27 protein-coding genes, 1 tRNA gene and 1 pseudogene are annotated in these 26,600 nt (G+C 67.9%); 15 read left to right on the top strand and 14 right to left on the bottom strand.

Features of this window, described 5'->3' with window-relative positions; genetic code table 11:
* Position 1: 1 nt before the first annotated feature.
* Positions 2–1,108: an Ldh family oxidoreductase gene (locus V2L32_RS12715; RefSeq protein ID WP_331232797.1), complete on the bottom strand. Its 1,107-nt coding sequence runs from the start codon at positions 1,106–1,108 to the stop codon at positions 2–4.
* A gap of 223 nt (positions 1,109–1,331) precedes the next feature.
* Here V2L32_RS12715 and V2L32_RS12710 point away from each other — a divergent pair, with 223 nt between their 5' ends.
* From V2L32_RS12710 to V2L32_RS12690, 5 genes are read left to right on the top strand one after another with little or no spacing between them, the layout of a single operon-like run.
* Entirely contained in the window at positions 1,332–2,165 is an 834-nt protein-coding gene (locus V2L32_RS12710) for an NOP5/NOP56 family protein (protein WP_331232795.1), read from the top strand.
* Positions 2,162–2,791: a fibrillarin-like rRNA/tRNA 2'-O-methyltransferase gene (locus V2L32_RS12705; protein WP_331232794.1), complete on the top strand. Its 630-nt coding sequence runs from the start codon at positions 2,162–2,164 to the stop codon at positions 2,789–2,791. Before V2L32_RS12710 ends, V2L32_RS12705 begins: the two co-directional genes overlap by 4 nt.
* 40 nt (positions 2,792–2,831) lie before the next feature.
* On the top strand, positions 2,832–3,905 hold the full coding sequence (locus V2L32_RS12700; RefSeq protein WP_331232793.1) for a glutamate--cysteine ligase: 1,074 nt from the start codon (positions 2,832–2,834) through the stop codon (positions 3,903–3,905).
* A 46-nt stretch (positions 3,906–3,951) separates the two neighbouring features.
* Positions 3,952–4,506: a winged helix-turn-helix domain-containing protein gene (locus tag V2L32_RS12695; RefSeq protein WP_331232792.1), complete on the top strand. Its 555-nt coding sequence runs from the start codon at positions 3,952–3,954 to the stop codon at positions 4,504–4,506.
* A 44-nt stretch (positions 4,507–4,550) separates the two neighbouring features.
* Complete coding sequence (locus V2L32_RS12690) at positions 4,551–5,045, top strand: phosphopantetheine adenylyltransferase (protein WP_331232791.1); 495 nt, start codon at positions 4,551–4,553, stop codon at positions 5,043–5,045.
* Positions 5,046–5,055: 10 nt separating this feature from the next.
* On the opposite strand, the gene V2L32_RS12685 is transcribed toward V2L32_RS12690, so the two are convergent.
* Positions 5,056–5,364: a transcription initiation factor IIB family protein gene (locus V2L32_RS12685; protein WP_331232790.1), complete on the bottom strand. Its 309-nt coding sequence runs from the start codon at positions 5,362–5,364 to the stop codon at positions 5,056–5,058.
* A gap of 79 nt (positions 5,365–5,443) precedes the next feature.
* Between V2L32_RS12685 and V2L32_RS12680 the strand changes: the two genes are divergently transcribed.
* A tRNA-Leu gene (locus V2L32_RS12680) sits at positions 5,444–5,527 on the top strand.
* Between the two features lie 489 nt (positions 5,528–6,016).
* On the opposite strand, the pseudogene gvpA reads toward V2L32_RS12680, so the two are convergent.
* Positions 6,017–6,280: pseudogene (gene gvpA / locus V2L32_RS21145) on the bottom strand (gas vesicle structural protein GvpA); the annotation flags it as partial.
* 652 nt (positions 6,281–6,932) lie between these two features.
* On the opposite strand from gvpA, the gene dacZ reads away from it, so the two are divergent.
* Both dacZ and V2L32_RS12665 read left to right on the top strand, forming a co-directional pair.
* The gene (gene dacZ / locus V2L32_RS12670) at positions 6,933–7,745 is read left to right on the top strand and encodes a diadenylate cyclase DacZ (protein ID WP_331232789.1); all 813 of its coding nucleotides are present in this window, start codon (positions 6,933–6,935) and stop codon (positions 7,743–7,745) included.
* A 1-nt stretch (position 7,746) separates the two neighbouring features.
* Positions 7,747–8,535, top strand: coding sequence for a mechanosensitive ion channel family protein (locus V2L32_RS12665; RefSeq protein WP_331232788.1), 789 nt, complete (start codon positions 7,747–7,749; stop codon positions 8,533–8,535).
* A gap of 84 nt (positions 8,536–8,619) precedes the next feature.
* On the opposite strand, the gene V2L32_RS12660 is transcribed toward V2L32_RS12665, so the two are convergent.
* The 4 genes from V2L32_RS12660 to V2L32_RS12645 are packed head-to-tail and all read right to left on the bottom strand — an operon-like array spanning position 8,620 to position 12,836.
* Positions 8,620–9,135 (bottom strand): acyltransferase, encoded by a 516-nt coding sequence (locus V2L32_RS12660; RefSeq protein ID WP_331236610.1) that lies wholly within the window; start codon positions 9,133–9,135, stop codon positions 8,620–8,622.
* Positions 9,136–9,182: 47 nt separating this feature from the next.
* Positions 9,183–10,706, bottom strand: coding sequence for an FAD-dependent oxidoreductase (locus tag V2L32_RS12655; protein WP_331232787.1), 1,524 nt, complete (start codon positions 10,704–10,706; stop codon positions 9,183–9,185).
* 52 nt (positions 10,707–10,758) lie between these two features.
* Complete coding sequence (purD, locus tag V2L32_RS12650; protein ID WP_331232786.1) at positions 10,759–12,045, bottom strand: phosphoribosylamine--glycine ligase; 1,287 nt, start codon at positions 12,043–12,045, stop codon at positions 10,759–10,761.
* A 41-nt stretch (positions 12,046–12,086) separates the two neighbouring features.
* Entirely contained in the window at positions 12,087–12,836 is a 750-nt protein-coding gene (locus tag V2L32_RS12645) for a DICT sensory domain-containing protein (protein ID WP_331232785.1), read from the bottom strand.
* Positions 12,837–12,950: 114 nt separating this feature from the next.
* Here V2L32_RS12645 and V2L32_RS12640 point away from each other — a divergent pair, with 114 nt between their 5' ends.
* Positions 12,951–15,074, top strand: a complete 2,124-nt coding sequence (locus tag V2L32_RS12640) for a thioredoxin domain-containing protein (RefSeq protein ID WP_331232784.1) — start codon at positions 12,951–12,953, stop codon at positions 15,072–15,074.
* Positions 15,075–15,311: 237 nt separating this feature from the next.
* On the opposite strand, the gene V2L32_RS12635 is transcribed toward V2L32_RS12640, so the two are convergent.
* Positions 15,312–15,701, bottom strand: a complete 390-nt coding sequence (locus tag V2L32_RS12635) for a TlpA family protein disulfide reductase (RefSeq protein ID WP_331232783.1) — start codon at positions 15,699–15,701, stop codon at positions 15,312–15,314.
* 109 nt (positions 15,702–15,810) lie between these two features.
* Here V2L32_RS12635 and V2L32_RS12630 point away from each other — a divergent pair, with 109 nt between their 5' ends.
* Positions 15,811–16,791, top strand: a complete 981-nt coding sequence (locus V2L32_RS12630; protein ID WP_331232782.1) for a PLP-dependent cysteine synthase family protein — start codon at positions 15,811–15,813, stop codon at positions 16,789–16,791.
* A gap of 2 nt (positions 16,792–16,793) precedes the next feature.
* Here the strand turns inward: V2L32_RS12630 and V2L32_RS12625 are convergent, their stop codons facing one another.
* The 5 genes from V2L32_RS12625 to cyaB form a co-directional block, all read right to left on the bottom strand.
* Entirely contained in the window at positions 16,794–17,675 is an 882-nt protein-coding gene (locus V2L32_RS12625; protein WP_331232780.1) for an alpha/beta fold hydrolase, read from the bottom strand.
* A 31-nt stretch (positions 17,676–17,706) separates the two neighbouring features.
* Positions 17,707–18,156 (bottom strand): DUF5804 family protein, encoded by a 450-nt coding sequence (locus tag V2L32_RS12620; protein ID WP_331232779.1) that lies wholly within the window; start codon positions 18,154–18,156, stop codon positions 17,707–17,709.
* A gap of 40 nt (positions 18,157–18,196) precedes the next feature.
* Entirely contained in the window at positions 18,197–19,378 is a 1,182-nt protein-coding gene (locus tag V2L32_RS12615; protein ID WP_331232778.1) for a tRNA sulfurtransferase, read from the bottom strand.
* A gap of 63 nt (positions 19,379–19,441) precedes the next feature.
* Entirely contained in the window at positions 19,442–20,647 is a 1,206-nt protein-coding gene (locus V2L32_RS12610) for a methionine adenosyltransferase (RefSeq protein WP_331232777.1), read from the bottom strand.
* Between the two features lie 56 nt (positions 20,648–20,703).
* The gene (gene cyaB / locus V2L32_RS12605; protein ID WP_331232776.1) at positions 20,704–21,273 is read right to left on the bottom strand and encodes a class IV adenylate cyclase; all 570 of its coding nucleotides are present in this window, start codon (positions 21,271–21,273) and stop codon (positions 20,704–20,706) included.
* Between the two features lie 217 nt (positions 21,274–21,490).
* On the opposite strand from cyaB, the gene V2L32_RS12600 reads away from it, so the two are divergent.
* Together V2L32_RS12600 and V2L32_RS12595 are read left to right on the top strand one after the other, a co-directional pair.
* A complete protein-coding gene (locus tag V2L32_RS12600; protein WP_331232775.1) occupies positions 21,491–22,090 on the top strand; it encodes a TlpA family protein disulfide reductase in 600 nt (199 codons plus the stop codon).
* A 62-nt stretch (positions 22,091–22,152) separates the two neighbouring features.
* The gene (locus V2L32_RS12595) at positions 22,153–23,190 is read left to right on the top strand and encodes an FKBP-type peptidyl-prolyl cis-trans isomerase (protein WP_331232773.1); all 1,038 of its coding nucleotides are present in this window, start codon (positions 22,153–22,155) and stop codon (positions 23,188–23,190) included.
* Positions 23,191–23,197: 7 nt separating this feature from the next.
* On the opposite strand, the gene V2L32_RS12590 is transcribed toward V2L32_RS12595, so the two are convergent.
* Entirely contained in the window at positions 23,198–23,827 is a 630-nt protein-coding gene (locus V2L32_RS12590; protein WP_331232772.1) for an RAD55 family ATPase, read from the bottom strand.
* A 184-nt stretch (positions 23,828–24,011) separates the two neighbouring features.
* Between V2L32_RS12590 and pyrB the strand changes: the two genes are divergently transcribed.
* From pyrB to V2L32_RS12575, 3 genes are read left to right on the top strand one after another with little or no spacing between them, the layout of a single operon-like run.
* Positions 24,012–24,917 (top strand): aspartate carbamoyltransferase, encoded by a 906-nt coding sequence (gene pyrB / locus V2L32_RS12585; protein ID WP_331232771.1) that lies wholly within the window; start codon positions 24,012–24,014, stop codon positions 24,915–24,917.
* Positions 24,914–25,384 carry an aspartate carbamoyltransferase regulatory subunit gene (gene pyrI / locus V2L32_RS12580; protein WP_331232770.1) on the top strand — a complete coding sequence of 157 codons (471 nt, stop codon included), beginning with the start codon at positions 24,914–24,916 and terminating at the stop codon, positions 25,382–25,384. The genes pyrB and pyrI overlap by 4 nt, the downstream gene beginning before the upstream one ends.
* 43 nt (positions 25,385–25,427) lie before the next feature.
* Positions 25,428–26,594: a S1C family serine protease gene (locus tag V2L32_RS12575; RefSeq protein WP_331232768.1), complete on the top strand. Its 1,167-nt coding sequence runs from the start codon at positions 25,428–25,430 to the stop codon at positions 26,592–26,594.
* The last annotated feature ends 6 nt before the right edge of the window (positions 26,595–26,600 follow it).

Here is a 26,600-nt window from a genome sequence, read left to right as displayed (position 1 = left end):
ATCAGCGCACCCCCAGCGAGGGTGGAACCACGTCGCCGACGTCGTACTCGTCGGCGATGATCGCGAGCAGTTCCGCCGTCTCGGTCGGGATCGGAACGCCCTCGGTCTCGCATCGATCTCTGAGCCGGTGCTCCCGCTCGCCCGGGAGGAGCGCTCTGTCCCCGAACGTCGTCTCGCCCGTCGGGATCTCGTCTCGGTACTCCGCCGACCGAACGTGGTCGACGACCGCCTCCACTCGGGTCCGGTGCTCCTCGGCCGACGCGACCCGCTCCGGGTCGATGCAGACGAACACCGCCGAGTTGTTCACGGTACCCTCGACGTCCTGTCCGATCACCGCACCGTCGCCGAGACAGCCCGCGAACAGTTCGGCGACGATCCCGAGGCCGAACCCCTTGTGACCGACCTGGAGCCCACCGAGCGGTAACATCGCTCCCTCCCCCTCCTCGAACGCCCGGGCGTCGAGGAGCGACTCGCCCGAGGCGGCGATCGCCCACTCCTCCGGAAGGGGGTCGCCCGTGACGGCCCGCTCGGTGATCTTCCCGTGTGCGGTCTGGCTGATCGCCATGTCGAGTACGATGGGAAACGGGGTGACGCCGAACGAGGGGACGCCGAACGAGAGCGTGTTCGGCGGGAGTCGACGGTCCGCGCTCCCGGGTGGGGCGACGAAGTTCGCGAGCCCGCCCGTGTTCATGAACGCCGCGAAGAAGACGCCGCTCTCTGCGGCGCGTTCGGCCCACTCGCCCATCCGACCGAGGTGTGAGCCGTTGCGCACACCCACGATCCCGGTACCGTGTTCGAGCGCCGTGTCGACCGCCTCGTCGACGGCCACCCGTCCGGCGACCTGGCCGAAGCCGTGGTTCCCGTCCACCGCCGTGAAGACGCCGGCCGGTTCGTCGACGCGTGGCCGTGCGGCCGGATCCATCTCGCCGCTCTCGATCATCGACCGATACGTGGTGGAGAGGCGGATCGTCCCGTGGCTGCTGTGGCCGGAGCGGTCCGACCGGACGAGCGAGTCCGCTACCTGTTCTGCGAGCTCCGGCGGTGTACCGAGGGCGACGACCAGTTCGGAAGCGAACGACCGAAGCGTGTCGGGAGCGATCCGTCTCATCTGTCGGTACTCCCACCCCCGCTCGGACGATAACGATTGTGGAACACACGACGGTACGAACGAGTTCTCGGCGACCGCCCGTATCCGGGTCCACCCGTTCGAGAGGAAGCCGGTGTGGGCCCCCCGAACGCCGCAACACCCCCCGGTGTACTCGTTTCTCGACGGCTCCCGTCACCCGTGGCCGATCGCGAGTAGTTTACCGGGTAGGGGCCGAAGGGTCGCCATGGGAGATGGATGGTTCGAGGGCCTGCGTCCGGGCGACCTCGATGGTGCTCGTGCGGCTATCGAATCCGGTGGCGCCGAGTCTCCGGACGACTGGCCGAGAGTAGCCGTCGAGTCCGGGTTCGCCGCGGACGAGCAGGAGTACTACTCGCTGCTTCACGAGGTCTCGATAACGGCTGCGATGGAGATGGTCCGGGAGCGAGAACGGGCCGACGATGCGCAGTTACGACACGCGCTCGCTGCGATGGACGACGCCGACCGCGTCGCGAACGAACTCGCCGAGCGTGTCTCCGAGTGGGCCGGGTCGCTGTTCGAGGAACCGGGAACCGGCGTCGAGTACGCACGGACGGTCGCCGAGTGCGAGGGCGAGAGCGACGGCGAGCGGCGGCTGATCGCGCTCGCGGGACGAAGCGCGGAGGTCGCGGACGAAGCCGAGGAACTGCGCGGGTTCGTCGAACGGCAGACGCCGACGGTCGCGCCGAACCTCGCGGCGCTCGCGGGTCCCGTCCTCGCTGCTCGGTTGATCTCGCTCGCCGGTGGGCTCAAACCCCTCGCGCGGATGCCCTCGGGTACCGTGCAGGTCCTCGGCGCGGAGGAGGCGCTGTTCGCACACCTCCGTGGACACGCTCCGTCGCCGAAACACGGCGTGATCTACGTCCACGAGTACGTCCGGGGGACACACCCCGAGAACCGGGGCTCGGCCGCACGGGCACTCGCCGGCAAGCTCTCGATCGCCGCCAGGATCGACCACTACTCCGGCGACCGGCGGCCCGAACTCGACGCCGAACTGGACGACCGGATCGAGCGGATCCGGTCCAGGGAGGTCGAGCGATGAGCCTCCCCGACGGGGTCAGACGCGTCGAGTTCGACGGGAAGCAGTCGCTCGCGACCCGCGGTACGGCGATCTACGGCGAACCGGTGATCGACGGCTGGCGGCGCTGGGACCCACACCGGTCCAAACTCGGGGCGACGCTCGAACTCGGCCTCGAAACCGGGTTCGAAGACGAGGACGGCGTGCTCTATCTCGGCGCGGCGAGCGGGACGACGGTGAGCCACGTCGCCGACGTCGCAGGGCCGACGTACGCGGTCGAGTTCGCCCCGCGGCCCGCCCGCGACCTGCTCTCGGTCGCGGAACGCCGGCCGAACCTGTTCCCGCTGCTCGCGGACGCCAGGCGGCCGGAGCGATACTCTCACGTCGTCGAGGCGGAGCTCGACCTGCTCGTCCAGGACGTGGCGACGCGGGGACAGGCCGAGGTAGCGCTCTCGAATCGACGCTTTCTCGTCGAAGACGGACGGCTCGTGCTCGCGATCAAGGCGCGGAGCGAGGACGTCACGGCCGATCCCGAGGAGGTGTTCGCGCGCTCTCTGGAACGGCTCGAATCCGGCTACGAGATCCTCGAAACCGCTCGACTGGAGCCGTTTCACGCCGACCACCTCGCGGTCGTGGCGACCCCCCGGTGAGTCAGGGAGTATTTATCGCTCCCCGCCAAAGTCGGGGGCGATGGAGACGGGCTCTGCCGAGAACTTCACGCGGATGGGAACGCTCGGGATCGAAGAGGAGTTCTTCGTCGTCGACGACCGGTGCCGACCCACGGCAGGGACGCGGGAACTCGTCTACGAGGCCGAGCCGCCGGCGATCCTGGAGGACCGGCTCGATCACGAACTGTTCACCTGCGTCATCGAGACACAGACACCGCTGATCGAGTCGGTCGACGACGCCGACGAGTCGATCCGCTCCGTCCGCGAGGCGCTCGTCTCGCACGCGGCGGAAAACGGGTTTCAGGTCGCCGCGGCGGGGCTCCACCCGCTCGCGATCTGGCGGGAGCTCGAACACGCGGAGAAACCGCGGTATCGGGCACAGCTCGACCGGATCCAGTACCCACAACACCGGAACACCACCGCCGGGTTGCACGTCCACGTCGGGGTGGACGACGCCGACGCGGCGGTCTGGGTGGCGAACGAGTTGCGGTGGTACCTGCCCGTGATGCTCGCGCTGTCGGCGAACTCGCCGTACTGGAACGGCTACGACACGGGGCTCAGCTCCGCCAGAGCGAAGATCTTCGAGGGGCTCCCGAACACGGGGATGCCGACCGCCTACGACTCCTTCGAGGAGTTCTCGGAGTTCGAACGGCTGATGGTCGAGAGCGGTTCGATCAACGACAGGGGCGAGCTCTGGCACGACGTTCGCCCGCACACCGGCCACGGGACCGTCGAGGTGCGGACCCCGGACGGCCAGTCCGACCCCGAGGTCGTCTCGGCGTTCGTCGAGTACGTCCACGCGCTCGTCGTCGACCTCACCGAACGCTACCACGACGGCGAGCCGGGCTACCGCCACAGGCGCGAACTCCTCGACGAGAACAAGTGGCGGGCGATGCGCTACGGCCACGAGACGTCGTTCATCGACCGGGATGGCGCGGGGACGGTCTCGCTCCCCTCGGTCGTCGAACACGAGTGCGATCGTCTCGGCGTCACTGGCATCGGAGAGATAGTGAGAAGGGAGAGCGGCGCTGCGAGGCAGCGACGGATCCACCGCGAGGAGGGTGCCGACGCGCTCTGTCGGTCGCTGCTGCTCTGAGCGAGGGTTTTTACTCCTCGGTTCCTTCTGTCCTCGCAGAAAGGACATGACTGACGACACGGACAGCGACGACGGCGACGAGATCCCGGTCGAGATCGTCGAACCGGGATCCGATGACCGACCGCGCGATCGCTTCGGTGGAACCGGGAGGGCGGTGGAGGGCTTCGACGAGGGGATCATCGACCTGCTCTCGTGGATTCTCGACACCGAGACGCGGGCGCGGATCTACGTCTATCTGCGCCAGGAGCCCCGGGCCACGAGCGAGGAGGTCGCCGAGGGGACCGGCCTCTACCCGAGCACGGTACGGGAGGCGCTCTCGGAGCTCCACGAGGAGGAGGTCGTCGACCGCGAGAAACGCGAGAGCGAGGGCGCGGGGAACAACCCGTACGAGTACACCGCGATCGCACCGAGCGAGCTCGTCGGCGGGATCCTCGGGCAGGTCCAGGACGAGCTCAACACCGCGTTCAACCTCGACCGGTATCTCGACCAGCGGGAGCCGACCGGCGGGAGCGAGCCGATCACCATCTCGGTCGAGGACGACGCCGACGAGGAGGACGCGGAGCGAGACGACGAGGGCGAGGACCTCGACGACGGGGAGTAACGCGTTCCGAAGGCACTAAGCGTGCGGCTCGCATCGCCCGGAGTATGCAGGTCGCGCTGGGGGGGACGTTCGACCCGGTCCACGACGGACACCGCGCGCTGTTCGAGCGCGGGTTCGGGATCGGCGACGTGACCGTGGGGCTCACGAGTGACGAACTCGCCCCGCGGACCCGGCGCGAGGAGCGCTACGTCCGGAGCTTCGACGAGCGCCGGGGGTCGCTCGAATCGGAGCTCTCGAACTTCGCCGACCGCTACGACCGATCGTTCGAGGTCAAGGAGCTCACGGAGCCGACGGGTATCGCAACCGAACCCCGATTCGACGCGCTCGTCGTCTCGCCGGAGACGAAAGCCGGCGGTCGTCACATCAACGAGATCAGGCGAGAGAACGGCGACGACCCGCTCACGCTCGTCGTCGTCGATCACGTCCTCGCCGAGGACGGCGAGATCGTCTCCAGTACGCGCATCCTCAGGGGCGAGATCGACGAACACGGCCGGCTCACGCCCGAGCGTGCGGGACGGAGCCTGATGCGCGAGCGATGACGGGAAGTGATCACCAGTCAGGCGGTTCGAAGCCGGCCTCGCGGAGCAGTGCTTTCCACCGCTGTTGGATCGTCAGGCGAGCGACGCCGACCTCCTCCGCGACAGCGGTCTGTGAGCGCTGGTCGCCCGCGAGGAGACTCGCCGCGTAGAGGCTCGTCGCGATCACCGCCCGCTTCGAACGGTCGCTCTCGGGGACCGAGGAGAGAAAGAGGTCCTCCGCCCGGGAACGGGTGTTCCCGTCCAGACCGAGGCGCTCGGCAGCCTCGTGGAGTTCGGCGAGCCACTCGGCGTTGTCGACTTGGTCCCGTGCGCGGTACACGTCGGTGGTTGGGCGGCATCCGATTTAAACCGACGGGCAGCGACAGGTTCTTACGGGACTCGGGGGAACCCGAGAACGAGCGCGGGTAGCCAAGCCAGGAAACGGCGCAGCGCTTAGGACGCTGTCTCGTAGGAGTCCGCCGGTTCAAATCCGGTCCCGCGCATTTTCGCCGCGAACAACTCGTGAGCGGCGAAAATCGGACGAGGATTCGAAGCAGGGAGTGAAGCGAGCGAACGCGAACGGAACGAGCGAGGTTCAAATCCGGTCCCGCGAACGGAGTGAGCGAAGGAGCAGGCCCGGATTTGACCCTGCAAGACGCAGCCGACGAACGAGCGAAACGAGTGAGTCGGACCGTCTTGCTCCGGTTCAAATCGGTCCCAGGCGTTTCGTCGCGAGCGGAGAGACCCTCGGGTACGCGAGCGGTGAGCGAACGAACCGTGAGCTCTGAGCGTGGGGATCCTCGATCGCCTTCGGTCATCCGAGCGGTGGGTGGAGCGTACCGATGGGCCGAAAACAACTTGTGAACGGCGACGAGCGTAACAGAACCCGAGTCGACGAAACCTGCGATTGAGCGGACGGATCGAGTCGGACCCTGCACCGAGCGATCCGCTCGATTCACGGTTTCGCTAGGACAAAAAAAGCGACTCGCCCACGACTCCGGCGTCGGTTCGACCTCCCGTAGCCCCTCGAGGTCGTCGGACTCCTCTTCCCACCGTTCGATCTCTGTGATCTCTTCGGCGCAGTGCAGGAAGGTGTCGACCGACGCGATCACGATCCGCGCCTCGAGCGTCACGACTTCGATACCGACCAGGGAGAGTCGGACCCACAGGTCGATCACGCACCCCTTATCCAGGACTCGGTCCAGAACCTCCAGTAGGTTCGAGGTCTTCGGCTGTCTGACTGTCTGTGAACCCATGGAATCCGCCGGCAAACCGGCGATCACACGAGTACCACCGCTAGACCTATAAGATTAATCGTGTGATAAATACGGGGGCGGGTCTCGGGGGCGGTGCTCGATCCGAGGGGGTACCGATGGAGGGGGTTGTGACACGCCGTAGGCGGGCGAGCGACGCCGGGAACGCTCGCGTACGACCCAGGTGTCACCGACCGCCACAGCGAACCGTCGTCTCACCCGTCTCGAACAGCCCCGTGAGATCAGTCCGATGCACGAGCGACCCGCGTGCCTATCGGGTTCGAGCGGTCGCCGTCGCCGATGATCGCGAGACGTCACGAGATGACAGGAAACGGTTGGGCGACCCCGTGGATGTCGCCAGTGGTACTGGTCTTGGATGTCTTGGCGGGGCCACCCAACGAAAGATACTACACACCCTGAGCATAATATTATTGAGTCCCTTAGCTGTGCCATTCCTGGCGTACCCGACGGCCGCCCGACCGTAAACGTATGCCTAACCACACGCTAGCGCACTATATTCTGATAAGTTCTTCGTAAATCACGACTATACTACCTGAGGGCTACGGATATCCTCGCCATCGAGCGCTCCCTCCGGAATCTCGGCCGGCAGGGCCACGCCACAACGTTTTTCGACGTCGACGGGTTCCATACGGCAATGAGTGATGTCGCCGACCTGTTCGCCGGTCTCGCTGATGACGTCGACGCGGTCGTGTTGTTCTCCCCGGCAGCGTCGTTCCACGAGCGATTCGCCTCGTTCGACGGGGCCACGACGATCGTCGCGGGCGAGGAGAACACGCTGGGCGCCGATCGGTTCGTCGAGGTCCCGCTCACGTTCACGAACGTCCGCGACCGGGTCGAGTTCGCCCTCGGCGCGGCCGTCGAGAACGACCTGATCGAGGAGGGCGACGAGGTGCTCTGTGCGGTGAGCGTCTTCGGCGACGGCATCGACACCGTCTCGCGGGTCCGCGCGAACGACTCGCTCCGGTCGGGGCTCTACGACCTCTTCATGCATTCGCGGGCGGATCCAGGGGTCATCCGCAACGTTCTCGAGGTGGCGATCGACCTGGGAAAGAAGGGCCAGAAGGGGAAACCGGTCGGTGCGCTGTTCGTCGTCGGCGACGCGGGCAACGTGATGAACAAGTCGCGACCGCTAAGCTACAACCCGTTCGAGAAGTCCCACGTCCACGTCGGCGACCCGATCGTGAACGTGATGCTGAAGGAGTTCTCCAGACTCGACGGCGCGTTCGTCATCAGCGACTCGGGGAAGATCGTCTCCGCGTACCGGTATCTCGAACCCGCGGCGGAGGGCGTCGACATCCCGAAGGGTCTCGGCGCGCGGCACATGGCCGCCGGGGCGATCACGCGGGACACGAACGCGACGGCGATCGTGCTCTCCGAGTCCGATGGGATGGTTCGCGGGTTCAAAGGCGGGGAGTTAGTACTGGAGATCGACCCGGAGGAGTACTGAGATGGCCCTCGGCGCCTCGGTCGTCGCCGACGTGCTCGCGTTCGTCAGACAGCCGATCGTCCTCGCGCTCGGAACGCTCGTCGCGTTCTTGCTCCTCGGCTACGCCGTCGGTCGGCTGAACGAGCGGCTGCTCACCGCGCTCAATGTCGACGACGCCGTCGAGGGGACGGCGTTCGAGCGGACCGCGAGCGGTCTCGGGAGCTCGACCGTCGAGGTGATCGCCCGGCTGAGTTCGTGGTTCGTCTACGGTATCGGCGTGCTCGTCGCGCTCTACATCGTCGGCGTGCTCGAACCGACGCTGTTCTGGCAGGAGATCACCCGACTCGTCCCGCAGCTGTTCGTCGCCGTGTTCGTCCTCCTGATCGGGGTGATCGCCGGCGACAAGGCCGACGTCGTGATCAGCGAACGGCTAAGGAGCGTGAAACTACCCGAGGTGAGCCTGCTGGGCTCGGTCGTGAAGTACAGCATCATCTACGTCGCCGTGCTGATCGCGCTGGGCCAGATCGGCGTCGCGACGGCCGCGCTGCTCGTATTCCTGGGATCGTACTTCTTCGGTCTGGTCGTCCTCTCGGCGGTCGCCTGCCGCGACCTGCTTGCGTCGGGCGCCGCCGGTCTCTACCTCTTTCTCAATCAGCCATACGGGATCGGCGACACGGTTCGAATCGGCGACCGCGCGGGCGTCGTCCAGGAGGTCGAACTGTTCGTCACCCGGATCGAGAACGACGGCGAGGAGTTCATCGTCCCGAACAGGACCGTCTTCGAAGAGGGCGCGAGCCGTCGTCTGGGGTGATCTCTCGTAAGGACGGTCGTAGTCTCGTACCGGTGATCGCCGAACCGGACGGGCGATCACCAGTAAACAGTTACAACCGTCTTATCACTCCTCAGCGATCCGGTCGACGGGCACCGCCGGCACGCCCGCGACGGTTTCCCCCGCCGGGACGTCCGCCGCGACGAGCGAGTTCGCGGCGACCTGTGCGCCGGCACCCACGCGGACGCCCGGGAGGACAACCGCTCCGGCGCCGATCATCGCCCGCTCGCCGATCTCAACTTCCCCCGTTCGGTACTCCTCCTGGAGGAACTCGTGACAGAGGATCGTCGCGTCGTAGCCGATGATCGCGTGGTCGCCGACGGTGATCAGCTCCGGCCAGAAGACGTCCGGGGTGGACTCGAGGCCCCAGGAGACGCCGTCGCCGAGCGAGACGCCGATCCGCGAGAGCAGGAGGTTCTTCAGCCGGAGGCTCGGCGAGTGGCGCGCGAGCACGATGGTGACGTAGTTGAGAACGACGCGGAGGGGGTGGCGTGCGGCGGGCCAGTGCCACAGCGAGTTGGCGCTCCCGGCCGTCGGGTGGCGGGTCACGCGCTCGTGGCGGGGCGGTGTCTCGTCGCTCACGTCCCAGCGTAGGCCGGCCCACCCCTTGAACCCGTACGGTTGCCGCGTCACTTCTCCCGAGCCTCGCGTCGAGGGAGGTCCTCGATCGCGGGCCCGTCGAGCACCCTCCCCTCGTGGGTGAACCGCGATCCGTGACACGGGCAGTCCCAGCTCCCCTCGCCGTCGTTCCAGCGAAGCACGCAGTTCATGTGGGGACAGACCGCCGAGACGGCGTGCACCGCGCCCGATTCGTCCCGCGAGACGCCGACCGGCCCGTCGTCGGTCTTCACCACGGTCCCCTCGCCGGGTCGCAACGTCGCCTCCCCACTGGCGACGAGCGCGCGTGCCCAGTCGGCCGTGAACTGCGCGCCGACCGCCGCGTTGTGGGTCACGAGCGTCTTCGCCGACTCGCCGTTGACTCGGGCGGGCGAGAACACCTCGCGCTGGGGGTGCTCACCCCGCAGGATTAGCCCGGAGACGATCCGCCCGGCCGCGACCCCGCCGGTCATCCCCCAGCCGCCGAAACCGGTGGCGACGTAGACGCTCTCCCCGACGGGTCCGAGCCGACCGATGTAGGGGATCCCGTCGAACGTGGAGTAGTCCTGTGTCGACCACCGATACGCGACCTCCTCAACGTCGAAGTGCGTGCGGGCGAACGTCTCCAGTCGTTCGTAGCGATCGCTCGTCGAACCGCCCCGGCCCGTCTCGTGGTTCTCCCCGCCGATCAGCACGAGCGGCTCGCCGTCGAACTCGTGGACCCGGATCGATCGGTAGGGATCGCCGGTGTTGTAGAACATCCCATCCGGGGGGTCGCCCGCGACCCGCACCCCGAGGACGTGCGAGCGCTTCGTCTTCATCCGCGCGAAGTAGCCTCCGCGGTCGAAGACCGGGAAGTGGGTCGCACAGACGACGTGGTCGGCGGAAACGGTCCCGTTCTCGGTCTCGACCTCGCAGGGGTGGCCGACGCTCAGGTCCGTCGCCCGTGTCCCCTCGAACACCTCGCCGCCCTCCGCTTTCACCCTCTCTGCCAGCCCAAGGACGTACTTCCGCGGGTGGAACTGACCCTGGTCGGTAAAGCGGACCGCGCCCGCAGTCTCGTACGGCAGGTCGATCTCCTCGCTCTCGACGAACGTCGCCGGTAGCCCGAGGTGCTTCGCCGCCCACGTCTCGTCGCGGACCCGTTCTCGACCCTCCGAGTCCTCGGCGTAGACGTAGGCGGGGGCGCGCTCGAACTCGGCGTCGAACCCGCCGCTCCGGTCGGCGACTTCCTCTAGCGCCCGCTGATTGGCCGTCGCGTACTGGCGTGCGCGGCCTTCGCCCACCGTCCCGAGCAGGCGGTCGTACTTCAGGCCGTGCTGGGAGGTGACCTTCGCGGTGGTGTGGCCCGTCACCGCCTCGCCCACCCGATCGCGCTCGATCACCGCGACTGTCTCCTCCCCTTCGGCGAGGTGAACCGCCGTCGACAGCCCCGCTATCCCGGCGCCGATCACCGCGACGTCGACCGTCCGGTCACCGTCGAGCGGCGGGTAGCGCGGTCCGTCGGTCGTCGAGAGCCACGGCGACTCCTCGCGTGTGCGCCCGTGATCGTTCATGGACGACCGTAAAGGTCCAGTCCGCTCGCCGTTTCCCCTGCAGTCGCCGCCGTCACTCCCCGCGGAGTTCGTTCACGTGGTCGATCCGGGACCGTACCAGCGCCTCGGTCCCGATGTCGTGGCGCACGCGAACCCCGTCGCCGGCCGCCGTGAGCGCCTCCTCGGCGATGGTCTCGGCCTCGGCGATCGTCTCCGCGACGCCGACGACCGCGAACGACCGCGAGGTCGTCGTGTAGATACCGTCCGCGCGCTCGTCGACGCTCGCGTAGAAGAGCAGCGCCTCGCCGACGCTCTCCTCGTCGACCTCGATCCGTGTCCCTCCGGCCGGGTCGGTCGGGTAGCCCTCCGGAACGGCGTACTTGCAGACCGTCGCCCGTGGCGAGAACGAGAGTTTCGGCAGCGCCTTTCCGTCGCGGGCGGCGGTGAGCACGTGTATGAACGGGGTGTTCAGCACGGGAAGGACGTTCATCGCCTCCGGGTCGCCGAAGCGGGCGTTGTACTCGATCACCTTCACGCCGTCGGCGGTGAGCATGAACTGGCCGTAGAGCACGCCCGTGTAGTCCGAAAGCGCCTCGACGGTCGCCTCGAGGATCGAGACCGCCTCCCGGTGCTCGTCGTCGGTCATGAACGGGAGCGCGAGCGAGGCGTCGCTGTAGCTCCCCATCCCGCCCGTGTTCGGCCCCTCGTCGCCCTCGTAGGCACGCTTGTGGTCCTGAACGGCGGGCGTGACCCTGAGCGTGCCGTTCGCGACGAACGCCTGGACGGTGAACTCCTCGCCGACGAGTCGCTCCTCGAGGACGACGCGGTCGTACTCGCTCTCTCGCAGGTAGGCCTTCGCCTCCTCCCTGCTCACCTGATCGCCGATCACCTTCACGCCCTTCCCGCCCGTGAGGCCGGCCGGTTTCACCGCGAGGTCGCCCTCAGCCCCGTCGATGTACGCACACGCCTCCTCCGTCTCCTCGAACGTCTCGAACGCCGGACAGCCGGGGATCGCGTGTTCGCGCATGAACCGCCGCTGGTAGGCCTTGTCCGTCTCGATCCGTGCGGCCTCCGCGCCCGGTCCGAAGGCGTAGACGCCCGCCTCCGTGAGCGCGTCGGCGACGCCCGCGGCCAGCGGCGCCTCGGGTCCGACCACCGCGAGCGTGGCGCCGACCTCCTCGGCGTAGGTGACGACCGCGTTCGGATGCGTCTCCTCAAGCGTCTCGAACCCGTCGGCGAGACGGGCGATACCCGGGTTCCGGTTGCCCGCACAGGCGTAGAGCGTCACGTCGTCGGCGAGCGCTCGCGCGATGGCGTGTTCGCGCCCACCGCCGCCGACCAGAAGCACCGTCTCTGACATACCGGGAGAGGCCGTTCTCGCCCTATAATCGTTGCCTTCGGCTACCGGGTGCCCCGGTGGCCCGGAGACCTGCCCCCGTCGGTCTCGAGGTGGAGGTAGCTCCGTTTCAGGTGGTCGACGATGTAGTCGACCGTTTCCGGATCGTAGGTCCAGAAGCCGTAGAACTCCCGAGGCTCGCGCTCCTCTGCGAGCAGTGCGCACTTGTTCTCGTCGACCCCGCCGCCGTCGTAGGCGACGAACCAGGTCCGCTCGATCTCACTGGCCCGCTCCAGATGCAGGGTGAACGAGTCCTGTCGCGGTGGATCCGCGTCGGGGCTCGCGTAGCCGTGTACCGAGAGCCCCTCCCGCTCGCCGAGGCGTTCGTAGACGTCGAGGGTGCGTTCGAGGATCGAGACGCGCTGGAAACCCGAGTGGAGCTCTCCCCTCCCGATCCGCCAGGCACGGTCCTCGATCTCTCGCGAGGCCGCGATCATCTGTCGCATCGAGTAGGAGGTGAAGACGCTCTCGTCGAGTTCGTCGAGGATCGGGCGGTAGCTCTCCGGATCGAACGCGGGCGAGAACGCCTCGTCCTCGGCGAGCATCGTGGCCACGCTCGTGCCGGCGACGAACTCGCCGTCGCGTTCGAGCGCCGCGAACGTCTCCGGCCCGCCCTCGGCCGTCCCCGGCCGTACGACGAGGTTCCGGTCGCTGAACCGCTCGCTCAGCGCCCGCGTGGTCGCCTCGTCGGCGTTGAACACCGTGAGCGTCTGTTCGTGTTCCTCCACCCCGGAGATGAGTTCGAGAAGCGACATCGGATACACGGACCCTGGAATCGGCGTGACTTATCACTTGCCCTGAAACGTTCGACCCGGCGCACGGCGTCGTCTCGGCCGACGTGCTAAGGGGCTGGCTCCCGTAGCCCGCCCATGACGATCCCGGAGCGAAACCGGCTCGACGAGGAGGCCAGCCCCTACCTGCTCCAGCACGCCGACAACCCGGTGGACTGGCAGCCGTGGGACGACGACGCGCTCTCGCTCGCCCGCGAGCACGACGCCCCGATCTTCCTCTCGATCGGCTACGCCGCCTGTCACTGGTGTCACGTGATGGAAGACGAGAGCTTCGCGGACGAGGAGGTCGCCCGCGCGCTGAACGAGGGGTTCGTCCCGATCAAGGTCGATCGTGAGGAACGACCCGACGTCGACAGCCTCTACATGACGATCTGTCAGCTGGTGACCGGCCGCGGCGGCTGGCCGCTCTCCGCCTGGCTCACCCCGGACGGCCGGCCGTTCTACGTGGGGACGTACTTCCCGAAGGAGCCACGCCGAGGGATGCCGGGCTTTCTGGAGCTGCTCCGTGGGCTTCGCGACTCGTGGGAGACCGACCGGGCGGCGATCGAGGAGCGGGCCGACCAGTGGGCGGCCGCCATCGAGGACGAGGTCGAGTCGGTGCCCGAACCCGGCGAGCGACCGGGCTCCGAGACGCTTTCGGACGCCGCCGGCGCGGCGCTCCGGGCGGCCGACCACGAGCACGGCGGGTTCGGTCAGGGCGGCCCGAAGTTCCCACAGCCAGCACGCCTGCACCTCCTCGCGCGGGCGTACGACCGGACCGGACGCGAGAGCTACCTCGCGGTTCTGGGGGAGGCACTCGACGCCATGAGCGATCGGGGTCTCTACGACCACGTCGGCGGCGGGTTTCACCGGTACGCCACCGACCGGGAATGGATCGTCCCGCACTTCGAGAAGATGCTCTACGACAACGCCGAGATCCCACGGGCGCTCATAGCCGGCCACGCCTTCACCGGCGAGGAGCACTACGCACGAGTGGTCGAGGAGACGATCGAGTTCCTCGACCGCGAGCTCTCGCACCCCGATGGTGGCTTCTACAGCACGCTCGATGCACAGAGCCTCCCGCCGGGCACGGACGAGGGAGCCCACCAGGAGGAGGGCGCGTTCTACGTCTGGACGCCCGACGGGGTGCGGGACGTGCTCGACGAGGACGCCGACCTCTTCTGCGAGCGCTACGGGATCACCGAGGGCGGGAACTTCGATGGGAAGACGGTGCTCGCGCTCTCGCGGAGTATTCCCGAGCTCGCGGAGGAGCACGGCCAGAGTGACGAGGATATCGAAACGCGTCTCGAGGCCGCCAGAGAGCGGATCTTCGAGGCGCGCGAGGAGCGACCTCGACCGGCCCGCGACGAGAAGGTCCTCGCTAGCTGGAACGGCCTCGCCATCTCGACCCTCGCGGAGGCGGGCCTCGCGCTCGATTCACGTCACGCCGAGCGGGCCGTCGAGGCCCTCTCGTTCTGTCGCGAGCAGCTGTGGGACGAGAGTGAGAGGGAGCTCTCGCGGCGGTTCAAAGACGGGGATGTACGGATCGACGGCTACCTCGACGACTACGCGTTCCTCGCGCGCGGGGCGTTCGACTGCTACCGGGCGACCGGGGAGGTCTCGCACCTCTCGTTCGCGCTCGACCTCGCTCGCGTGATCGAAGACCGCTTCTGGGAGGCCGAGGAGAGGACGATCTACTTCACGGGCGAGGGTACCGAAAGCCTCGTCGCCCGGCCACAGGAACGCCACGACCAGTCGACGCCGTCGAGTCTCGGGGTGGCGGCCGACGTCCTGCTCTCGCTGTCGCAGTTCGCCCCGGACGAGGGCTTCGAGCCCGTAGTGGAAGGGGTACTCTCGACGCAGGGCTCGCGGATCAGGACGAGCCCGCTCGAACACGCGACGCTCGTGCTCGTCGCCGACCGCTTCGAGAACGGGGCGCTCGAACTGACGATCGCTGCCGACGAACTCCCCCACGACTGGCACGAGCGGATCGGTCGCGAGTACCTCCCGGACCTGTTACTCGCGCCGCGGCCACCGACCGAGGAGGGGCTCGCGGAGTGGGTCGACGTGCTGGGCCTCGAGGAAACGCCGCCGATCTGGGCGGATCGAGGTGCGAGAGACGGGGAACCGACGGTCTACGCCTGCCGATCGTTCACCTGTTCGCCGCCGACACACGATATAGAGGAGGCGTTCACGTGGGCGGCCGAGAACGTGCGTTCGTAGCGTACCACGGACTGATCCGGATCGAACGCGACCGGTTCCGCTCGTCACTCGACCACGTGGTCCGGGGTCCGTCCGGGCGTGCCGTCCCGTTACCGGCCAACCAGCGTCCGACCAACGTCCCGGTTCAGATGACATGGCGACGGACGCGAGCACGACGTCGAGACCGGGGACGTCGACGACGAGCGTGACGAGGACGGGCGCGAGCCAGAGGGTCGGCTCGTCACACGCCAATTCCCGCTACGCGGTCACCTCGGCCTCTTCGATCCGGTCTGCGAGGTAGACGGCGATCGGGACCGGCTCCTCCTCGACGAACCGGGCGAGTTCCTCGCCGTCGCGTTCGATCACGACCGTCGGGATGTACTCGATACCGTACTCCTCGACATCGGGACCTTCCTTCGAGCCGTCCTCCCGTTTCTCGACCGGGAGCTGTTCGATCCGGTCGTCGGACACTCCCGCGGCGTCGAGCGCGGCGGCGAACTCGGGAAGCTGACCCCGGCAGTCGCCACACCAGTCGGCGCCCCAGACCTTCACGGTGATCTCCTCACGGACGGACTCGAACGTCTCGACGGTCTCCCTATAGGCTGTCGCGTCCCACGTCGGGGTGGGTCGCATCGTCTCCAGCGTCATGGATTCCGTTGGTCGGCGCGCGGAGTTAAACGCGCCGCTCCGTCGCAGCTGGGAAGGAGAACTGCCGGTGTCCACCACCTGTTTATACCGTCGTGACGTACGATCGGTAATGAACGGAAGCGTGCTCGAGGCCATCGGCACGCCGCTGGTCCAGGTCGACTCGCCGGAGGGAGCGACGATCGCCGCCAAACTCGAGTCGTTCAACCCCGGCGGCTCGGCGAAGGACCGCCCGGCGCTCGCGATGATCGAGGCCGCCGAACGCTCGGGCGCCCTCGAACCCGGTGGGAGCGTCGTCGAGCCGACCAGCGGCAACACCGGCATCGGCCTCGCGATCGCCTGTGCCGCCCGCGGATACGACCTCACGATCGTGATGCCGGCCTCGAAGTCGCCCGAACGCCGCCAGCTCATGAAGGCTTACGGTGCGACGCTCGAACTCGTCGAGGGCGAGATATCGGAGGCGAGAGAGCGTGCTGCCGAGATCGCCGAGGAGACCGGCGCGCTCGAGATGGGCCAGTTCGAGAACCCGGCGAACGCCGAGGCACACTACAGAACTACTGCCCCGGAGATCATCTCGCAGGTCGAGGGACGGGAGATCGACGCGTTCGTCGCGACCGTCGGAACGGGTGGGACCCTCACCGGCACTGCCCGCCGCCTCCTCGAAGCCTTCCCGGAGATGGAGGTGATCGCGGTCGAACCCGAAGAGAACGCCGTGCTCTCGACGGGCGTACCGGGGAAGGACGACTATCAGGGGATGGGGCCGGGCTTCGTCAGCGACCTGCTCGACATCGACCTGATCGACTCGATCGAGACGGTGGCGCTCCCGGGAGCCGAGGAGGAGTGCCGTCGCCTCGCCCGCGAGGAGGGGATCCTGGTCGGGCAGTCGAGCGGCGCGGCGTCGGTCGCCGCCCGCCGGGTCGCCGATCGACTGGCCCGACCGGAACTGGAGTGTCCCGAACCGCCGAGGGTCGACCTGTTCGCGGAGGAGGCGGCGACCACGGACGGTGGCGCGGCCTACGACGACTGCCCGCTGGTCGTGACGGTGTTCCCCGACAGCGGAGAGCGCTACCTCTCGACGGGGCTGTTCGACTGAGCTCAGACGCCCCGAAGGAACTCCCGGACCAGCCCCGCGAACTCCTCGGGGCGCTCGCGCGGCGGCCAGTGACCGACGCCCTCCATCATCTCCAGCTCCGCGTCGGGTGCGAGCGTCGCCGCCCGGATCGATGCCTCGGGAGGCACCAGCGTGTCCTCGGCGCCGTGGACGAACAGCGTCGGTACCGATAGCTCGTGCAGCCGGTCGGAGAACTCCGTTCGCAGCCCGTTCCAGCCGACCTCGGCCCGCTGGAACCGGTTGAACGCCAGCCCCGCGTCCTCGCGTTTCGCCTCGCGTTCGATCTCGACGACCATCCCCGGGGTGACCACGTCGGGACTGCCGACCATGCGTCTCACGCTCGCGCGCATGAGCCGACGGCTGTTCCTGAGCGCGCCGTAGGTGAGTCGTCTGAACAGCGGGAGTCGAACGACGAGGTAGCCGAGTTTGCCGCCGGGGACCTCGCCCGTCAGGCCGTAGGAGTCGACGGCGACGAGCCGATCGACCCGATCCGGGTTCGAGAGCGCGAACTGGAGGGCGATCCCCCCGCCCATCGAGATGCCGACGAGGCTCGCGTGGGTGATGTTGAGCGCGTCCATGAACCCCGAGAGGGTGTGAGCGAAGTACTCGATCGAGTAGGGCGCTTCGGGGTGTGCGCTCTCGCCGTATCCCGGGAGGTCGGGCGCGAACACCTGGTAGCCGTCCGCGAGCGCGGGGAGCGTCTCGCGCCAGGAGACGGCCGCCGAGTCGAGACCGCCGCCGTGGAGGAGGATCACCGCCGGACCGTCGTGACCCGCGGTCAGGTAGTGGATCTCCGACCCGTCCACGACTACCCGTCCGTCCTCGACTTCGGTCTCGTCGACGAGCGCCGTGGGCTGTGTGCTCATACCCCCTCGTTCGGGGCGGGGCTCCGTGAAGCTAGCCCCCGAACTCGGACTCGTGCACTCGGACGACGAGGGTCTCTTCGACCTCGCGCAGGTCGTACTCCGGTAATGGGTCCCGCCGGGTGACGTACATCGGTTCGACGAGTTCGCCTTCCTCCACACCGAAGATCGCCAGCCGCTCTTTCGATTCCTCGGGTCTGACCTCCTCGTCGCGCACCGCCCGCGCGAGCCGTCGCGAGAGCCACTCGTCCGTACTGACGCTCGGTTCCCTGATCATCGCGTGGTCGGCGAACCGGACGAGATACCAGTTCAGGTCGTTACAGAGCGAGACCGCCGCGCCGAGGCTCACCGTCTCGACCGCGACCGTGTTCCGCCAGGGCGTGCTGATCTCGTACGACGCGAGCGCCTCGCGGGATGTCTCTCGACCCAGTAGCTCGATCTTCAGGTCGGAGTCGGGCGAGCCGACGAGGCAGACGGTCGTCACGGCTAGTCGAAAACGGCCGCCCGAAAAGTCGGTTTCGACTCTACCGTTCGACGACCTCGATCCCGGCGACCGCCTCCTCGATCAACCCCTCCAGGTCGGGTTCGACCCGCTCGACGCCCGCGAGCGTCGCCTGCGTCTCCGGGTGGTCGGGTGCCATCCGGTTGCAGCCGGCGGGGATCGTCGCCTCCTCGTACGTGCCGATCTCGCGCGCTCTGGCTTCGATCTCGTGTTTGTCGTACGCGAGCAGCGGCCGGTGGACCGGTACGTCGACCGCCCGGTCGGTCACCGAGAGGTTCACCGCTGTCTGGCTCGACTTCTGTCCGAGCGCCTCCCCCGTGACGATCCCGCAGGCGTCTTCCTCCTCCGCGACGCGTTCTGCTACCCGGAGCATGAACCGCCTGAGCACGAGCATCCGCTCGTCTCTGACCTCGCGGGCGATCAGTTCCGCTGCCTCACCGCCCGGGACGATCCGGGGACGCATGTCGAAGCCCGCGGCGTAGTCCTCTAGAACCCCGATCGCCGCCTCCGCGCGGGCGACGTGGTCCACTCCGCCGAACTCCCCGAGGTCGACGTAGAGCGGAACGATCGAACAGCCCCGACGCATCGCGGACCAGGCAGCGACGGGAGAGTCGATCCCGCCGCTCACGAGCGCGACGAGTCGTCCCTGGGAGCCGAGCGGGAGTCCACCGGGACCCTCGCGCCGTTCGCAGGCCACGAACGCTTCGCGTTCCCTGCACTCGACGGAGAAGGTGAGATCCGGGTCCTCCAGGTCGACCGTCGGTTCGAACCCTTCCGAAACCGCTTCCCACACCGCCCGGCCCCCCTCGCGCTCTAGCTCCTCGCTCGTGAACGGGTGGGAATCTCGCTCGCCAGCCCTGCGCGCACGCACCGCGAACGAGCCGTCAGTGTAGACCGCCCGGCCGGTCTCGGCGAGCGCCTCCCGCATGGCGTCGAGCGTCGGAGGAACGGACACCGCCGGGCTCGCCGAACGCACTCCGAACGTGTCGCAGGCGGCTGCGGTCGCCGCCTCGATTTCCGGTTCGGAGACGTGGATAAGCGGTCGCGTCCAGCGGTCTTCGACTTCCGCATCGACCCCCCTCGCGTCGAGCGTCGCCTCCAAGTTCGCGACCAGCCGTCGCTCCATCGACCGCTGGACCGTCGCGCTCTTGACGCCGATGTCGCCGTGACTGACGACGACGACGTCGGCTCCCGGGGGGTGCACGTTCGGGTGTAGTTCGGGGGTAGATAAACGGGCTTCGGCGTGCGGGTGGCGAGGGTAACGGGGTTAGAACGTCGAGAGTTCGCCGTCGATCGCACGGCGGGTGATCTCGGTGACGTCGGCGAGCTCTCGGTCGACGATTCGCTCGATCTCGGGGGCGACCTCGCGAACCTCGATGCCCTCCTCGGTGACGACGTGGGCGTCGGCGACGTGCGGCCGGTCGATCGGGCGGCCGATCTGGCTGAGCAGCCTCACCCGCAGATCCCGGATGCCGTCGACCTCCTCGACGACGGATTCGGCGATCTCGGTACTCAACAAGTTGTAGATCTTCCCGATGTGGTTGACGGGGTTCTTTCCGCTGGTGGCTTCCATCGACATCGAGCGGTTGGGCGTGATCAGCCCGTTCGCACGGTTGCCCCTGCCCACCGAGCCGTCGTCGCCGTTCTCCGCCGAGGTGCCGGTCGTCGTGAGGTAGATCGCTCCCCGGTCGTACTCGTCGGCGGTGTTGACGTGGACCGCCACCTCCCGATCGGTGTACTCGCCGGCCAGGTTCGCGACGTACTCCCTGACCGCCGCGATCGTCTCCCTGTACGCCTCCATGTCGGGGACGTGGGCGTCGACCGCGGCCGCCGCGACCGTCACGTCGATCCGGTCACCCTCGCGTTTGCCCATGATCTTCACGTCCTGGCCCAGCGCGGGGGTCTCGTTCGAAAACTCCCCGTTGAGCCCCCGCTCGGCCTCCAGGACGATCCGCTCCGTCTCGGTCAGCGGCGCGTGGCCCACGCCGAAGCTCGTGTCGTTCGCCATCGGGACGGTCGCGCCGCCCTCGCCGAAGACCTCCTGGAGGTCCCCGCTGCCTTCACCGAGTTTGACGTCGAGGATCACGTCGGTGCCGAGATCGAGGTGTGGCAGCGTCTCCGCCAGGTACTCGCGGGCGGCCGAGAGTGCGATCGTTCCGGTCGGGATCGTCGTCCCCTTGTACTCCTTGGTGGCGCGGCCGACGATCAGGAGGTAGATCGGATCGACCATCTCCCCGCCGCCGAAGGCGGGTGCGGCCCGCCCGGCGACGAGCTGGGTCTCGTCGGTGTTGTAGTGGAGCACCTTCCCGACCCGGTCGAGGTACGCGCGGGCGAGCGCGCTCGAGACGCTCTCCGCGATCCCGTCACAGATCGAGTCCGGGTGGCCGATCCCCTTCCGCTCGACGATCTCTACCTCCTGATCTTCGACTGCCCGACGATCGATCGGCTCGACCCGGATGTTCCGCTCGGTCATTGCCCCGGATTCGCCACCCGGCGTGCTATACCTTGCGGAAAGTTTTCGCCACCAGTTTATAACTGAGAGGAATGTTCCTCCGCGAGCAGCAGTTCGAGGTAGGAGGTGCGGAGCTGGTCGTCGGCGTCGAGGTCGAGTCGCGAGAGCAGCGAGACGACCTCTTCACGGGCGGCGACCCGTTCGCCCTCGGTCGCCTCGGTCTCTGCCTCGACGAACTCGCCGAGGCCCGCGACGGAATCGAGCGTTACCGTCATCCCCTCGAGCGAGAAGCGTTCGCGGTCCTTTTCGACCGTGGCGACCGGCTCGAACCCGAGCGCCTGGAGGATCGCCGCCATCGCCTCGCCGTCTTCGACGTCGACCTCCCGTTCCACCCTGGTCTTCGACGCCGACTCGACGAGCGGCCCCTTGTACGTGAGGACGGTCGCGTCGTTACCGGATCCGTCCTCCCTTACGGGCGTCTCCCGCCTGATGCGGACCGCCTCGTCGGTCTCCGCGAAGGAGCGGTGGGGGGCGTCGTAGTAGGTGTCCGCCTGCGTGACCGCCCCGATCGGATCCGCTCCGAGTTTGGCGAGCCGCGACCGGAGCGGGCTGTGTGGGGCCCGGACCTTCACCTCGACTTCGTACATACTCGACGTTCGACTGCGAGCACGAAGAACGTTCGTCGAGGCCGCAGAACGTGACCGGAGACCGGTTACGCATCGTATAATCCGTGTTATGTGTCGACCAACGACCCCCGCTCGTTCGACGGTCGACCCTTCACGACCGTATAAGGACGGCTCCGAACGCGGAGTATCGAGATTGTATCACGGATAAGTAAGTATCGAACTCCTGTTCAGTAACCTGATGCACGACGCAACACGTCGACGTGTCCTACAGCTGAGCGGCGGAATCGCACTCGCCGGAATGGCCGGGTGTCTCGGTGACGACGACGACCCGGAGATCGGCGACGACGAGGACGACGACACCGACGATCACGACGGCGACGAGTACGACGACCACGACGACGATGACGACGAGGGAACGAAGGTGGGCGACGAGGCCCCCGAGGTCGAACTCGAGACGCCCGACGGCGAGTCGGTCACTATCGGCCCGATCGAGAAGCCGACGATCGTCCTGCTCGTCGACATCCACTCGGAGTACGGCAAGAAACAGTCCCGAACGATCGCCGACTTCCACGAGGAGTACGGCGACAACGCACACGTGCTGACGGTCAACACGAACCTCGACGCCTCGATGGACGACCTCCGGGCGTTCGCCGAGGAGTACGGTGGCGACTGGGATCACGCGATGTGCGACGAGGAGACCCTCGCGACCTACCGACCGCACGCGACAGTGACGCTCTGTGTCTACGACGAGGACGGGACGCTCGTCTTCAGACACGACGGCGAGATCACCTACGAATCGGTCGAGGCGGCCGTCGACGGCTACCTCGGTAGCAACTGAACCGATCCCGCCCTCGGGCGCGAAGCGTTGTTCTTAAGGCCCGAACGAATCTCGGTGAGTGTATGAGCAACGACGATGAGGCCGCGGTAGCCGACGCGGACGAGGAGTTCGACGCCGAAACCACCGAGGACGCGGCCGAGGCGGACGAGTCCGAGACGGAGGAGGCGGAAGCGGCGGACGACGGTGACGAGGAAGTCGAGGAGAACGAGGCGGGCGGCCTGCAGGACGGCGAGTTCGTCCGGATCGCCTACACCGCACGCACCGTCGAGAACGACACCCTCGTCGACACGACGGACGTCGAGGTCGCCGAGGAGGAGGGTGTCGACGTCGAGGACCGCACGATCGAGCCGCGCGTGATCACGCTCGGCGCGGGCCACCTCTTCCCCTCGGTCGAGTCCGACCTGATCGGGAAGGAGGTCGGCGACACCGGCACCGTCACGGTCCCGGCCACCGAGGCGTTCGGCGAGTTCGACCCCGACGACGTGAGGACCGTGAGCGTCGAGAAGCTCCCCGAGGACGACCGCTACCCCGGCGCGCACGTCGACATCGACGGGCGCCACGGCCACGTCGAGACCGTGATCGGCGGGCGGGCACGTGTGGACTTCAACCACCCGCTCGCGGGCGAGTCCGTCGAGTACGAGTACGAGATCGTCGGCGGTGTCGAGGACCGCGTCGAGCGCGCACAGGGGATGCTCTCGATGTATGTCGACGCGGACCTCGAGATGTGGATCGAGACCCAGGAGGAAGAGGAGGAGGTCGAGGTCGAAAGCGACGAGGAGAGAGAGACCGAGACCGTCGAGTACGAGACGCTCGTCATCGAGAGCTCGCCCCAGCTCGCGATGAACCAGCAGTGGCTCTTCCAGAAACAGCAGATCGCACAGGAGCTGATGGACCGCCTCGAGCTCGACCGCGTCGTCGTCCAGGAGACGTTCGAGGGCGCGGGCGGCATGGGCGGGCTCGGCGGCATGGGTGGTCTCGGCGACATCGAGGCGGCGCTCGACGACGTCGACGTCGACGCCGACGAGATCCTAGAGGAGATCGAAGGCGAGGAGATCGAAGACGTCGATCTCGAGGACGTCGAGGGCGTGACCGAGGAGTAGCTTCCCCTCAGGCGATATCGCGGCTGGTGTCGATCTCGACGCGCTCTGCGAGCCTGAGCTTGATCGTCTCCTCGAGCGCGTTCGATCCGCGGAACTTCGGGACAGCGAGCCTGTTCTCGATCGCGTCGCCGCTCACCCTGGTCTCGAGTTCGAAGACCGCGTCTGCCATGTAGGCCGTCACATCACGGTTTCCCGGGACGGCGTGGCCGTCGAGGCCGTGGAGGAAGGCGAGGCTGCCGGTGTTCACCATCGCGGTCTGTAAGGTGTTCATGAAGTGCTGGTAGCGGGCGTGGCTCTCGCGTTCGAGGACGTCGACCGGGTCGACGATCAGGTTCGAGCCCTCCGGCAGCGCGCGGATGAGCTGGTTGACGTGGTCCAGGGGGGCGTCGGCGTCGATCCCTCGCACCGTCGCGTCGCCGGTTCGCGCGCTGGTCCGGGCGATCGCGTCCGTCACGGCCTCGGCCGATCGCTGTGTGCTCAGGTAGAGCGTCACCCGCGAGGCGGTGAGTTCGTAGAGCAGGAGTTCGGACTGGCTCGCCGGGGGCGCGGTGATCGCGACCACGCTGCCCGCCGGGATGCCGCCGCTCAGCTTGCGGTCGAGCACCTCGATCCCGGTCGGGAGCACGCGCGATCTCACCACTCGTATCAGTATTCCGGATACGTTAAACGTTTCGTCGGTTCACGACCGTTATTCGCGGGCTAACGCGCCGCGGTCCGTGTATGGCCCGCTGATACGTCCGGGACGACGCGATCGGAGAAAGGGAGTCCGCCCGTACCGACGGACCGCGGGATTTTAGTCCTCCTGCCCCTCTCTCCAGCCAATGCGGCACGACCACGTGCTCGGTACGAAACAGTTCTCGCGGGCGGAGATCGAGGCGGTCCTCGACCGCGCCGCCGAGATCGACGCGGATCCGGGGTCGGTCGCCGGCCGCCACGCGGGGACGCTGCTCGGCCTGCTCTTCTTCGAGCCGAGCACGCGGACGAAGATGAGCTTCGAGGCGGCGATCAAACGTCTCGGCGGCGGGGTCGTCGACATGGGGCCGGTCGACGCCTCGAGCGTGAAGAAAGGCGAGACGCTCGCCGACACCGTCCGGGTGGTGGAAGGCTACGCGGACGCGCTGGTGCTCAGACACCCCTCGGAGGGTGCCGCACGGATGGCGAGCGAGTTCGTCTCGGTCCCCGTCGTAAACGCGGGCGACGGCGCGGGCCAGCACCCCACCCAGACGCTGCTCGACCTCTACACGATCCGCGAACACGCCGGGCTCGACGAGATCACGATCGGGATCATGGGCGACCTGAAGTACGGTCGGACGGTCCACTCGCTGGCCGAGGCGCTCACGCGCTTCGACGTCTCCCAGCACTTCATCGGCCCGGAGAGCCTCTCGCTGCCAGCGAGCGTTCGCTACGACCTCCACGACTCGGGCGCGCGGGTCAGAGAGCACACGGAGCTCGAACCGGTGCTACCCGAACTCGACGTGCTCTACGTCACGCGGATCCAACGAGAACGCTTTCCCGACGAGAACGAGTACCGCGCCGTTGCCGGCGAGTACGGCGTCGACCGCGAGGCGCTCTCGGCGGCCCGCGAGGACCTCGCGATCATGCATCCCCTCCCAAGAGTCGACGAGGTGGCTTCCGACCTCGATTCGACGTCGCACGCACGGTACTTCGAACAGGCACACAACGGCGTCCCGGTGCGGATGGCGCTGCTCGACACCCTCCTCTCATGAGCCAGAACGACGACCACCAGCTCCGTGTCAGCAAGATCAGAGACGGCACCGTCATCGACCACGTCACCGCGGGCCACGCGCTCACCGTGCTCGGGATCCTCGGGATCGACGGCTCCGGCGACGAGACCGTGAGCGTCGCGATGAACGTCCCGTCGGGGGAGACCGGTAGAAAAGACATCGTGAAGGTCGAGGGGAGAGAGCTGAACCAGGACGAGGTCGACGTACTCTCGTTGATCGCCCCCGCCGCGACGATCAACATCGTCCGAGGGTACGACGTGGTCGAGAAGAGCCGCGTCGACAGGCCCGGAGAGGTGATCGGCGTGCTCTCGTGTCCGAACCGCAACTGCATCAGCGCGGGATCCGAGCCGATCGAGTCGCGCTTTTCGGTCCTAGACGACGGCGTACGGTGTGCCTACTGCGAGACGATCATCGGGGCGGACCTCGAAGAGCACATCCAGGTCGGATAGACCGGGGGGATGGAGCTTTCGGGCTCGGGCCCCGCTACACGATATGGACCGGAGCCGATCGAGCAGACGTCGCTTCCTGACGCTCGCCGGGGGTCTCGCGGCCGCGGGCGCGGGCTGTTCGACGTTGGTCGAAGAGCCGACGACGGAGTCCGAGGAAGGGGAGAGCCAGGAGGACGACGGGGCCGACGGAACGCCCGAGGTGGTCGAGTCCACGGATGGGGACGCCGGAGCCGACGGCTCGCGCTACCGGCGACTCTACGAGGCGACGGTCGGCTCGGTCGTCTCGATCCAGCACGACGGCGGCGACGGCGGGATGGGCGCGGGAGGGTCGGGGTTCGTCGTCGGGGACCTGATCGTCACGAACGACCACGTCGTCCCCGAGGTCGAGCAGGTCGAGGTCCGGTTCGCGGAGGGCGAGTGGACTACCGCGACCGTGCTGGGGGGCGACGTGGGGAGCGACCTCGCGCTCTGTGAACCCGACGCCCTCCCGGAGTACGCCGACTCGCTCGGGTTCGCCGAGGAACCCGCACCGGTCGGAACCGAGGTCGCGGCGCTCGGCAACCCGTTCGGCCTCCAGGGGAGCATCTCGACGGGCGTCGTGAGCGGGGTCGAACGATCGCTGCCCGCGCCGACCGGCTTCCCGATCCCCGACGCGGTCCAGACGACCGCTCCGGTGAACCCGGGCAACAGCGGCGGCCCGCTCGTCGATCTCGACGGCGCTGTCGTGGGTGTGATCTCCGCCGGGGGCGGCGACGCCATCGGCTTCGCGATCTCGGCGGCGCTCGCCCGCCGCGTCGTCCCGGCGCTCGCCGAGGACGGCGACTACGTCCACCCCTACGTGGGGATCGAGATGGTGACGGTCTCGCCCCGGATCGCCAGGGCGAACGGCCTCGAGGACACGGGGGGAGTCTACGTCGCCGGGACGGTGGACGGCTCCCCGGCGGCGGGGGCGCTCTCGGGGAGCGACGACACGACGGACGTCGACGGCCAACCCGTACCCGTCGGCGGCGACGTGATCGTCGGGATCGACGGCGAGGCGATCCTCGACTCAGAGTCGCTCTCTCGCTACCTCGCGATCGAGACGAGTCCCGGCGACGAGATCACCGTCGAGGTCCTCCGTGGCGGGTCCGAGGAGTCGGTCACGGTCACCCTCGAGGCACGTCCCGAACCCGACCAGGCGGAGGAGTCCGCCGAACCGCCGGGGCAATAACCGGAT

The sequence above is a fragment of the Halalkalicoccus sp. CGA53 genome (assembly GCF_036429475.1).
Lineage (GTDB): Archaea > Halobacteriota > Halobacteria > Halobacteriales > Halalkalicoccaceae > Natronorarus > Natronorarus salvus.
Note: the sequence above shows the minus strand (reverse complement) of the source record. Positions and strands in the feature narration are given on the sequence as shown.